We start from the raw sequence: 12,233 nt of genomic DNA on the forward strand, positions 1-12,233 counted from the left end.
ATAGATGAGACAGCTAAAGATCAGTAAGCAAATTACCAACCGTGAAAGCCAATCGCTTGACAAGTATTTGCAGGAAATCGGTAAGGTGGATTTGCTAACGCCGGACGAGGAAGTGACGTTAGCTCAGAAAATCAGGGATGGTGACCAGCTTGCACTGGAAAGATTGACGAAAGCAAACCTTCGTTTTGTGGTCTCTGTTGCCAAGCAGTACCAAAATCAGGGCTTATCCCTGGGTGACCTCATCAACGAAGGTAATCTCGGCTTGATCAAAGCAGCGCAGCGGTTTGATGAAACACGTGGATTTAAATTTATATCCTATGCGGTATGGTGGATCCGGCAGTCTATTCTGCAGGCGCTTGCAGAGCAGTCCCGTATCGTACGTTTACCTTTGAACCGTGTAGGTTCTTTGAATAAAATTTCAAAAACATTCTCGGAGCTTGAACAACGCTTTGAGCGTGAGCCATCGCCCGAGGAGCTTGCTGAGGTACTTGAAATCTCTTCTTCAGAAGTGGTTGATACCATGAAGATTTCAGGCAGGCACGTTTCTATGGACGCTCCGTTCGTGCAGGGTGAAGAAAACAGCCTGCTGGACGTACTTGAAAATGACCTGGAAGATAAGCCGGATTCCGGCCTCGTTAATGAGTCTTTGCGCAAAGAAGTGCAGCGTGCACTTTGCACATTGACGCAGCGTGAAGCGGATGTAATTGCATTGTACTTCGGATTAAACGGCGAGCACGCAATGACGCTGGAAGAGATTGGAGAGAAGTTCAATCTTACCCGCGAACGTGTACGTCAGATCAAAGAGAAAGCGATTCGCAGGTTACGTCACGTTTCGAGAAGCAAAGCGCTTAAAACCTATTTAGGTTAATCTGTTTTTGTTAAAGTTTTACTAAATAGCCTCTTTATGAGGCTATTTTCGTTTAAATGCAATGGCTGTTATTCAACCCCTGGTAGATCTGGCCGCGATCTGCTACAAACATGGGATCAGGCATGTAGTAGTATCACCAGGTTCTAGAAGTGCCGCTATAACGCTTTCTTTTGCAAGGTTCGGCAAGTTCCGGATGCAGGTATGCATAGACGAACGATCCGCTGGTTTTATCGCGCTCGGCATGGCCCAGCAGACGGGCATTCCAACCGTTCTGATATGTACATCCGGTAGCGCCGTGTACAATTTTGCACCGGCAGTTTCCGAAGCTTTTTTCCAGCAAATACCTCTACTGGTACTGTCGGCGGATCGTCCTAAGGAATGGATTCACCAGTATGATGGACAAACAATTTATCAGCATGAAATATTTGGGAAGCATGTAAAGCGTTCCTTTGAGTTTTTGCCGGACTATGACCACCGCGATACTGCCTGGGCTGTCAACAGGATTGCCAATGAAGCCATATTGCTGAGCAGCTCGGTTCCGCAGGGCCCGGTCCACATCAATATTCCGGTGCGTGAGCCATTTTACCCTGACGAGAACGATGTGTTCCAGTCAACTGAAAACTTGCGTATTATTTCGAAGTCGAAAGCAACTACAGAACTATCGAGTGACGAATGGAACAGACTACTGGATGAGTTCGAATCATCACCCCGCATTTTGATTGCAGGTGCACAGCATCTGCCTGATCAGCCACTTGCAGCTGCATTGACGCATATCTCGGAGGAATGGGATATACCGGTGCTTGCCGATGCTGTTTCAAACCTGACCAGTGATGCGTTTATTCATCATCATGATCTGTTTTTGCATGCTCAGACTTCCACTCACCTGAGACCCGATCTGCTGATTACATTTGGGAAGTCCTTTGTTTCAAAAGAGTTTAAACAGTACATACGCAGAAATCCGCCGCGCCAGCACTGGCACATTGGTCAGGACATATTTCTTACAGATGCTACCCAAACATTAACAATGCAAGTACCTGTTCAGGCTGCGCACTTTTTTACTACCTTATTCGAGAAATTGGATAATTACCTGTTTGTCACCAACACAGATCTTGAAATTGATACATCATTCAAAGCTTGCTGGAATGAAGAAGAATATAAAACAAGAAAGATCAAGTACAACTTTGCTAATAATTTAACAATGTTAAGTGATCTTACATTACTAGATGTTTTAAATAAGCAACCTTCATCTCACTACCAGCTACATGTTGGAAACAGTATGGCAATCCGGTATGTAAATGCATTATTAGATACAAAATTGTACTCCGGCGTATTCTGCAATCGTGGAACGAGCGGTATTGATGGATGTGTGAGTACTGCCATTGGTGCTGCACTGGTTAATGAGAGACCAACTTTACTTCTGGTTGGTGATGTTTCTTTCCTGTATGACAGGAATGGATTTCTGATTCAGGATCTTCCTCAAAACCTCCGGATTATTGTGGTCAACAATGCAGGCGGTAATATCTTTCGGATGATCGATGGACCGAAAGATACCCTAGAACTCGAAACTTACTTTGAGACCCGTCATAGATTTACCGCAGAAAATACCTGTAAAGATGCCCGGATCGATTACCAGTCTGCCAGGTTGCCCGATGAACTGGAAGACAAACTACGCTGGCTGATGGAGCACGATCAGATTGCATTGCTGGAGATCTTCACCGACCCGCGGGAGAACGAGAGGGTTTGGAAAATGTTGAAAGCGCTTGTGCGCCCTGAAAGCTAGTTGCAATTTGCTGTCAGCATTTCAATGGCCAGACTGTCTTTCAATATCGCACCTTGCTTCCAGATTGTACATGCCTGAGACTTGTTGCCTGCCCTCAGGTAAGCGTCACCAGCGAGCCCGTAAAGCATTTCCACAGGTTCTGCCAGATCGATGGCCTTTTGGTAAGATTGAATAGCTTCTGCGGACTGACCTTTCTGATCGTAGTACATGCCCAGGTTCCGGAGGGCATAAGGATTCTCCGGCAGAATGTCCAGCGAACGCTGGATGAGCGCTAAGGCATCGGCCGGGTGTCCGGTTTGCAGCAGTACATATCCTTTGTTATTCATTGCGACGGGATCAGCTGGGTTTTTGGAAAGTACCTGATCAAAAAATGAATTTGCCTCATCCCAGTCCTTTTTTTTGGAAGCAATCAGTCCGAGATTGTTGAGTGCCTGGGGTTGTGCACGATCTAAAACCAATGCTGATCGGAAATCAGTCTCAGCATAATTAAGATTGTTCATCTTGTAATATATCGCTCCCCGATTCACGTAAGCCTCAACGTTCCGCTTATCCAGCTGCAGGGTCCGGTCGTATTCGGAAATTGCTTGTGTATCGTTCCCATCAGCAACTGCCAGATTGCCTCTTACCAGGTAGTACCGTGCAGAGTCCTTGTATTCTTTGGCGATTTGCGCCAGATCCACTCGCGTTTCCTGCTTTTTACCCAAATCGAGGGCGATTTCTGCCCGCGCGAGATTTGCCTGTACCAGCGTAGGATCAATGCGCAATGCTTCTGTTAAAACGTCATAAGCTTCCTGGTGCCGGTTTAATTTAGATAAACTTATGCCTTTGTTGAGGTATGCGTCGGAAAAATCCGCATTTTTGGCGATTGCTTCGTCATACAAGCGGAGTGCTTCGGCATAGTTTTTCTGCCCGAGGGCTACATTACCTTTAAGAAAGAAATCAGCAGCATCTTTCTTATCCTGATCACCGCAGGAAGTAATTAGCACTAAAAATTGTAGCACTAAAAGTGGTTTTAGTATGTAGTTCATTTATGTTGTAAATACTTGTTAATGAGATACCTGAAAGATATCCCGCACCAACAATTAAAGATCGGATTGTACCAATGGAACAATAAGTACATTATAAAGATCGAATCCGGATTGTATGAGCAAACATACAAAATCGATGATTACGAAGTAGAGAGTGCGGATGAAATTGAAAAATGTATGGACGAGGCATTTATCAGGGCAGTAATGCAGCGATTTGATGAAATGCATGGTGATTTCTTTGGTTCACTGCAAAGGAATCATGTGCTGTTTTGATTTGCAAATAGTGCGTAGAGGTTGCATTATACGCTTTAATCCTGCTTTTCGTTAGATAGCAAATGATCTGGAAAGAAAACTGTCCTTGGAAAATGTCCTTCCTGGAAAGAGTTAATTAATAAAATTCAGTAAAAAATACACCAACTCAGTACCTATGGTTCTTAAACAAAGCGCCTCCGCGGTCGGAATGCTTTTATGTGTAGGCGCATCTTCGGTTCTGGCTCAGAATACATTAAGTATTACAGAACCCGAGGCTCATTTCCGCAATGGCCTGGAATATTATGAAAAGTCGAATTTCGTGGCTGCAAGGCAGGAATTTGGTGAGTACCTGAATACCCAGGATAAATTACTTAATACTGCTGATTATAATAAAGTTACAGCTGAATATTATGTGGCAGTAACCGGACTTTACCTCAATTATCCTGAGGCAGAGGTGCAGGTAGACCGATTTGTTAAAAACCATGCGGAACATCCGAAAGCGCAGCAGATCTATGGCGATTTGGGCCGGTATTATTATGAGGCAGGAGCCTATGACAAGGCAATCACCTACCTGGAAAAAGCAGTAGGAACCGGGGGAGGGGCTAAAAAGCTGGAAAGTACTTACCAGCTGGCCATGTCATATTACAATACGCAGCAGCCTGACGCAGCCCTGCCTTTGTTTAACCAGGTTAAAAATGAAGCTGGATTTCAGAATGCAGGTGACGCATCTTTTTATGCAGGGGTTATTAATTACCAGAAAAATAATTTCCGGGAGGCTTATGAAGACTTCAAAAGAATAGAGGACCATCCTTATTACAAGAATGAAGCTCCGAACTGGATCATTTCATCCTTATACCAACTGAAAGATTATGATCAGTTGCTCGCTTATGGTGAACGCATATTAAAACAGCAGCGTGGTAATACCAAGCTCGACGATGTTGCTTTGTACGTGGCAGAGGTTTATTATGAGAAAGGAGATTACGCCGCCGCAGTCCAAGCGTACGAAAGATATAAGCGTATGAAGTCAGGTGCTATACCTCCCACGGTGGCACTTCATTACGGACATGCACAGTTCAGGATAAACAACTATGAGGGATCAATAGTGACGTTAAAGCCCATTGGTCCTGGTAAAGATTCTGTTTCGCAGTATGCATCATACCTGCTGGGAATCAGTTATTTGAAGACGAATAATTTAAGCTATGCTTTAACCTCCTTTGATAACGCCGCAAAGCTTGACTTTAACGATGTTGTGAAGGAAGAGGCTGCATATAACCATGCAAAAGTTCAGCTCGATAATGGTAGCAATAATGATGCCATTAAAGAATTCAACAACTTTATGGCGCAGTATCCACAGAGCAAGCACATAGAAGAAGCTACTGAGCTGGTTGCAGAAGGGTACGCCGGATCAAGCAATAATGCGGGTGCTATAAAGTACATTGAAGGACTTTCGCGCCGGAATGCAAAGATTAATGGAACCTACCAGAAACTTACGTACAACCAGGGGGTGTTAGATTTCAATGCCCAGCGATATGATGCGGCAATTGTGATGTTTGATAAATCGTTGAAAAACCCCATCGACGAGCAACTGACTTTCCCTGCCGCATTCTATAAAGCAGAGTCAGTATATGCATTGAACCGGATTGATGAGGCAGCCGGTCAGTATTCACAAATATCGAAAAATGCGAAGGCCGGAATTTATGCACGGAAAAGTCTTTACGCACTGGGGTACATTTACTACAATCAGAAAAAATACGGACAGGCGCTGACCTACTTCAAGGAATTCACATCCAACATCGAAGGCATGGATGCACAAATGATAGAGGATGCCCATGCACGTTTAGCTGACTGTTACCTGGCTGCTAAAAATTATGATGAAGCCATCCGTACTTACGAGCAGGTAGCTGCCAAAGGAAAGGTTGATAAAGATTACGCATTGTTCCAGAAGTCACGTGCTTTTGTTTACATGGGTCGGGAAGACGAAGCCCGTAAGCAGTTCAATCAACTGATCAGCCAATATCCCAATTCCAGATACATTGACGATGCGTATTTCCAAATTGCCGATATAGACTTTCAAAAGCAGAGTTACTCGGCCGCTGTAAAAGGCTTTACGCGAATGATCAATGAAACGCCCAAAAGCGTGATGATTCCCGCGGCCCTGCTTCGCCGTGCACAATCATATTATAACCTGCAGGTATATGAGCAGGCAATCGTCGATTTTCGTAAAATACTAACCGAGTATCCGGATTCACCATCAGCCAGCAGTGCGCTGGAAGGTATTCAGGAGAGCTACACTGCCGTGGGCCGGCCAGAGGAGTTTACCCAGGTACTTGGTGTGGTACGAAAAAACAATCCGGGCAGCGAAAAACTGGAGGAAGTTGAGTTCGACAACGTGAGGAACCTTTACTATGCCCAGAAATACGAGAACGCCGTGACTTCGCTTCAGGAATTTGTTCAATCATACCCAAGCAGCAAGCACCAGTATGATGCGCAATACTTTATCGCTTCCTCGTACGATAAGCTCGGAAAAGTAAGTGAGGCCATCCAGGGTTTTGGTAAAGTGGTCCGCGACAACCGGTCAAGTTTTGTAGCAGCAGCTGCCCAAAGATCTGCTGAGCTTGAAATCGGAAGAGGTAATTACAACAATGCTGTGACTAACTTCAGAGTGTTGCTAAGGAATTCAGAAAGTAAAAAAGAGCAGGCACAGGCGTGGATCGGGTTGATGGATACCTATTACACGCTTAAAAGTTATGACTCTACGCTGTATTATGCGCGTGAGGTGGTCAATGCGGGCAACATTGTTCCGGAAGGATTTGGAAAGGCGCAGCTTTACCTGGGTAAGGTTCCCTATGAAAAAGGCGATCTGAACAAAGCAGCGGAAGAGTTCAGAAAAATAGCAGCTACCTCCAAGGATGAAGTAGGTGCCGAGGCAGCCTACTGGTCAGCAACGATTTTGTATAAAAACAAAAAATACAAAGAAGCGGAAGCAGCGATCATCGATATGGGAAAATCATTTGAAGGATACGATTACTGGCGTGTAAGGTCCTTTATCCTGCTTGCTGAGGTATATGTGGGTATGAACGACATGCCGCAGGCCAAAGCCACGCTGAATTCCATTATCGACAACTCTGACGATAAAGAGGCCGTTGAACTTGCGAAACAAAAGTTGGTGCAGATCCAGAAGTAAACAGTATTCCGAAGCATTATCCGATTACTCATGACGAACAAAAGCATTACCCGCTCTTCCATATTTCTGCTTACGCTTGGTTTCTCATCCGGCTTTGTATACGCCCAACGCGGCGAAATCGAAAGCCAGACTTACGAGATCGTAAAAGAAAAAAGCATTGAATTTGCCCCTGCTACCCGCATTTTTGATAAAGTGCAGCCTGTACAGAATGAAACGGGCAAAAAGAAGGTGAACTACCAGATCATTGATCCGCAGATCAACATTGCTTCGCCCAAGCTCACACCGGCGGTTGGGGTTGCATCTGATGAAAAGCAGCGCCAGGAACAGCCTGAAGTGCTCAACAACTACATTAAGCTTGGAGGTGGTAACTACGGCCGCTTTCTGGGTGAAGCATTTGTAGGGGGACGTCCCTCGGAAGATCTTGCATTTACCGCGCAGCTCAAACACCTGTCAGCAGCAAACGGACCTGTCGAGGGCAAGAATTCTGCTAATGCATTGACGAACATCAAACTTGGCGGGAAGTATATCCGTAACACCTATAAGGTGGACGGGGCACTGGAATATGACCGTAAAAACTACTATTTCTACGGGTACAAACCGCAGCCCGAGGCTTACATTGTAAATCGGGACAGCATCCGGCAAACTGTAAATCAGTTTGGAATTTCACTGGGATTTGAAAATACCGACCCAAGTGTCGCTGTGGATTATGGAGTCAAAACAACGTTGAACTCGTTGAATGACCGTTACAATGCATCTGAGATCGACTGGGGAACTAAGTTGACTGCGTCTGTACCCATCAGTAAAACATTTTACGCGATGCTGGAAGCAGATGCATTTGTCAACCAGCGCGTAGACAGGCTGACTTACAACAGAAACCTGTTCAGGGTACAGCCCACGTTCAAGTATGCAGAACAGATGTATACAGTAACAGCCGGGCTGAATGTGGTCAACGAGACGGACAATCAGCTAGACATTAACAAGACCAAGGCTTTCCCGGTAGTGAATGTGGATGTGACACCATTTACAGGTTTGCATATTTTCGCAGGCATAAACGGAGATATTGTCCGGAATACATTGAAGAGTATGCTTGCTGAAAACCAGTGGCTTGGGCCGAATGTACTGATTGCAAATACAGAGAAAACTGCTGAGATCAGCGGAGGCGTCAAAGGTGAAATTGGTTCAGGGTTTAACTACGAGGGAAAAGTAGCTTATGCCCGCTACCGCAACTTCTACTATTTCAATAACTCGCTCGCAGACACTTCCAAGTTCTCGGTGTTGTACGATCCGGGAAAAACGAAGGTGCTGACCATTTCTGCCCAGGCAGGATACAACTATAATGATCTGTTTAAGACTTCATTGAAGGCTAATTTTTTTGATTATGCTGTCGCAAACCTGGAAGAACCCTGGCAGCGGCCTGATCTTACGTTAAACTGGTTTAACGCACTTACCATCAGCAAAAAGCTCTTTGTCACGGCGGATTTTTATATGCTGAGAGGTATAAAAGCTAAAAATTTCCAGACCGGAGAAGCTGTCAAACTGCCGGTGATCACCGATCTGAACTTCAAGATAGATTACCTGTTAACCAGCAACTTTTCAGCTTTTGTGGCCATGAATAACGTTTTTGGAAAGGAATATCAGCGGTACATGTACTACCCGCAGCAGGGCCTGAACTTTATTGGTGGATTATCTTTTTCTTTCTAACTTCGCCCAAATGACACTAAATCTGGCTTCATGATCGCAGTTGAACTGGTTATCCGCAGACTAATGGGGGAATATGAATTCGTCATCATTCCTGGTTTCGGAGCATTGCTGTCACATCAGGTTCCTGCAACCTTTGATACCCACTCAGGAATATTCTCGCCGCCTGCAAAAAGACTTGCATTCAACGAATACCTGAAGCTGGACGACGGGTTGTTGGCCAACAGTATTTCCCGGGAGCAAAATCTGACCCACCAGGAAGCTGTCGATTGCGTCAAGAATTACTCGGACCGGCTGCGTAGTGAACTCGAAAGGGAGGGACAAGCAGTAATCCCCGGTATTGGCGTATTCAGCCGGAATGTGGAAGGCAAACCGGTTTTTGAGCCTGATTTGGGAAAGCACTTCAAGGATGATTGGTATGGCTTCGAGAAGTTCAAAGCTACCGAAATCATGCGTGCGGAGCCGGTGGTACATACGCCTGCATCCGAAATCCAGGAAGTAATTGAAGTAGTAGAGTCGGAAGAAGCAGCGCCAAGAAGCATTCGCTGGACGAGCTGGGCTGCTGCCGCGGTACTTTCCGGCCTGATGATCGGCCTGAGCTATTTTCTGGTTAATTCTCCTACCGGTACAATCCAGAGTACATTGAACCCTTTCAAGGAGCTGTTTGCCAGAAAAGAGGTTGTGAAGGATGAACCGGAAGTTGTGGAAACGGAGGTGGAGGAAGAGGCTGTCTCCATTGATTCATTGAGTCTTATTCCGGATGCTTCTGTTGACGCTCCGGTAGTCAGCGCGGATAGTGTTGCCGAAGTAAAGAACGAACCTGAAGTTAAAGTTGCCCAGCCAACTGAAATAGATTACAAGTCAAAGAAATTTCTTGTTGTAGCCGGAACTTTCAAAGGAACCCGGCAGGCAGGTATCTTGTTGGAACAGCTTCAATCCAAAGGTGTTACAACTGCTACCATTATCCCGCAGGACCAATTCAGCAAGAAGGTGAAGGTGGCCGTCAATGGATTTGACAATGAAAAAGAAGCATATCAATCAGCCGCTGGACTAAAATCGGTCATCGGTGAAGTAGGCTGGGTGTACAAAAGACCATAGCAAAACATCAAAGGAGGCAGCAACGCTTCCTTTTTTGTTTATACGATTTTATATAAATTCACGTTGATTTCGGGTAAAAAGTAGTTAAAATATGATGCAGTTACAGGCAGAAGATCGTCAGCGGATAGCAATTTCCTGGGCTATGTCCTTCGGAATCACTGTGGCAATGCTGGGTATTTTCTTTTTTATCCGTTTAAACTCGTCCATGCCGAAGACTGAGCCCTTAGAGCTCTTTGTCGAAGTAAACTATGGAACGAGCAAAGTTGGAAAAGGAGATGTGCAAACATTTAACAAGCCCAATGACAGCAAGGTGGCCGAAAACATGCGTGCCGATGCCGACGAGGTTAAAAAGGTAAAGTCGGTGTCCACTCCGAAGCCTACACCGCCTGTTCCCCCTAAAATCGAGTCCCCAAAGCCTACCAGGACGGTAGCTGAAAAGCCGGTCATTACGTCCAAGACAGAAAGCCCGGTGGAAGCGCCGGAGAAAACGGAAGTTAAAAAGTCTACAGGAAGCGAAAACTCGTCAGCACCTGCTGCGAAGCCTGCACCTGAAAAAGCGGTGAACAAGGATGCTTTGTTTTCGAAGTCTTCAGGCAGTAAATCTGGCAGCAATGGTACCAATGGAACAAGAAGCGGGGTTGGAGGTAACAACAATGGTGACGACGCCGAAGGAGTGGGAGATAAGGGAGCAAAAACGGGCAGCTTGTTTGCAAAAACCTATAAAGGAGAAGGCGGCGGCGGTGGTACTGCAGTCGGACTAAGTCTGTCGGGTTGGAGCTGGTCCAGAAAGCCCGTGGTGGATGATAACTCCGATGCTACCGGGGATATTACTTTCAAGATTACAGTGGACAAAAATGGCCGTGTAAGAAGCATTATTACCCAAAGCACAACCGTTACCGATTACGCGGTGGTCAACAAATATAAAAGCGCCGTACGGGACCTGACTTTCATACCCAAATCCGACAATGTTCCTGACGAGTCGGTAGGAACCATTACGTTTAAAATACGGTCGCGCTAGCATTTCATGAACTACCAGGAGACGATCGAGTACCTTTATCAAAGATTACCTGTCTTTCAGCATATAGGGGCCCGGGCATTCAAGCCGGGCCTTCAGACTACCAGGGAATTGTGCAGCTTGCTGGGCAATCCTCAGGAGAAATATCCCACAATCCACATTGGTGGCACCAATGGAAAAGGAAGCACTTCTCATATGCTTGCGGCGGTATTGCAGCAGGCGGGATACAAGGTCGGCCTTTACACTTCGCCTCATTTAAAAGATTTTCGGGAACGTATAAGGGTCAACGGTACGGTCGTAAGCAAGGAATTCATTACAGCATTTATCAAGGGAATCAATGCTGATATTGAGAGGCTAAGCCCTTCTTTCTTTGAAGTTACGGTAGCGATGGCTCTCCGGTATTTCGCTGAGCAGGAGGTAGATGTAGCGGTAATCGAGGTGGGTATGGGCGGCCGCCTGGATTCGACGAACATTATTGAGCCTATGCTGTCGGTCATTACCAATATCAGCATGGACCATATGCAATTTCTCGGCGATACGCCGGCCAAGATTGCCACGGAGAAAGCTGGTATCATCAAGAAAAACACGCCTGTGATTGTAAGTGAGCGCCAAACAGACGATATCACCCAGGTTTTTGAGAGTACTGCAGAGAGTAATGAAGCGCCGATCGCCTTCGGATCCGATCAATTTAGGGTTGAAAACATGGGGTTGAAGGAAGGTTTGATGCACCTGTCGGTCACAGATCAGGAAGGTACACAGTCATTACCCGACCTCCGGCTGGATCTTACAGGTGCTTATCAGCTGAAAAATATCAAGGGAGTATTATCGGCCATCAGGATATTACGGGAAAAAGGCTGGAATTTAACCAATGAAGCCATAGCGCAGGCACTTTCACAAACCGCAAAATTGACGGGGCTAAAAGGCAGGTGGCAGAAATTACAGGAAAATCCGGCCGTGTACTGCGATACTGCCCATAACGAAGCTGGTCTGGCCATCACGCTGAACCAATTTTCAACCATTGCTTGCCGGACCCGGCGTTTTGTCATTGGTTTTGTAGGTGATAAGGATGTGCGGTCCGTGTTGCCTTTGTTCCCAAAAGATGCTGCATATTACTTTTGCCAACCTTCTAACCTGCGGGCACTCGATGTCCGGACGTTACAGCAGCTCGCCGCAGATTGCGGCCTGAGAGGGACTGTGTACCCAAATGTCAACCTGGCCCTAAGTGCCGCATTGGATGATGCAGCAACAGACGATGCCATTTATGTCGGCGGCAGTACTTTTGTGGTGGCCGATATTGAAGAATTATAGTT

At 45.9% G+C, this 12,233-nt stretch carries 9 protein-coding genes; 8 read left to right on the forward strand and 1 reads right to left on the reverse strand.

All coding sequences use genetic code 11. The features are described 5' to 3' along the window. Positions 1-4: 4 nt before the first annotated feature. On the forward strand, positions 5-868 hold the full coding sequence (locus HWI92_RS05725; protein ID WP_015810559.1) for a sigma-70 family RNA polymerase sigma factor: 864 nt from the start codon (positions 5-7) through the stop codon (positions 866-868). Between the two features lie 61 nt (positions 869-929). Beyond that, on the forward strand, positions 930-2,648 hold the full coding sequence (menD, locus tag HWI92_RS05730) for a 2-succinyl-5-enolpyruvyl-6-hydroxy-3-cyclohexene-1-carboxylic-acid synthase (RefSeq protein WP_204661499.1): 1,719 nt from the start codon (positions 930-932) through the stop codon (positions 2,646-2,648). On the opposite strand, the gene HWI92_RS05735 is transcribed toward menD, so the two are convergent. Next, positions 2,645-3,649 carry a tetratricopeptide repeat protein gene (locus HWI92_RS05735; protein WP_229248955.1) on the reverse strand — a complete coding sequence of 335 codons (1,005 nt, stop codon included), beginning with the start codon at positions 3,647-3,649 and terminating at the stop codon, positions 2,645-2,647. The genes menD and HWI92_RS05735 overlap by 4 nt on opposite strands. Before the next feature lie 48 nt (positions 3,650-3,697). Between HWI92_RS05735 and HWI92_RS05740 the strand changes: the two genes are divergently transcribed. From HWI92_RS05740 to HWI92_RS05765, 6 genes are all read left to right on the forward strand, one after another. Next, positions 3,698-3,949 (forward strand): hypothetical protein, encoded by a 252-nt coding sequence (locus HWI92_RS05740; protein ID WP_204661503.1) that lies wholly within the window; start codon positions 3,698-3,700, stop codon positions 3,947-3,949. Between the two features lie 154 nt (positions 3,950-4,103). Then, a complete protein-coding gene (locus HWI92_RS05745; protein ID WP_204661505.1) occupies positions 4,104-7,112 on the forward strand; it encodes a tetratricopeptide repeat protein in 3,009 nt (1,002 codons plus the stop codon). Between the two features lie 30 nt (positions 7,113-7,142). After that, a complete protein-coding gene (locus HWI92_RS05750; protein ID WP_204661508.1) occupies positions 7,143-8,813 on the forward strand; it encodes a TonB-dependent receptor in 1,671 nt (556 codons plus the stop codon). A 30-nt stretch (positions 8,814-8,843) separates the two neighbouring features. Continuing rightward, complete coding sequence (locus tag HWI92_RS05755) at positions 8,844-9,908, forward strand: HU domain-containing protein (RefSeq protein ID WP_204661510.1); 1,065 nt, start codon at positions 8,844-8,846, stop codon at positions 9,906-9,908. A 91-nt stretch (positions 9,909-9,999) separates the two neighbouring features. Then, a complete protein-coding gene (locus HWI92_RS05760; RefSeq protein WP_204661511.1) occupies positions 10,000-10,926 on the forward strand; it encodes a hypothetical protein in 927 nt (308 codons plus the stop codon). Between the two features lie 6 nt (positions 10,927-10,932). Then, entirely contained in the window at positions 10,933-12,231 is a 1,299-nt protein-coding gene (locus tag HWI92_RS05765) for a bifunctional folylpolyglutamate synthase/dihydrofolate synthase (RefSeq protein ID WP_204661513.1), read from the forward strand. The last annotated feature ends 2 nt before the right edge of the window (positions 12,232-12,233 follow it).

It is taken from the genome of Dyadobacter sandarakinus (assembly GCF_016894445.1).
GTDB lineage: Bacteria > Bacteroidota > Bacteroidia > Cytophagales > Spirosomataceae > Dyadobacter > Dyadobacter sandarakinus.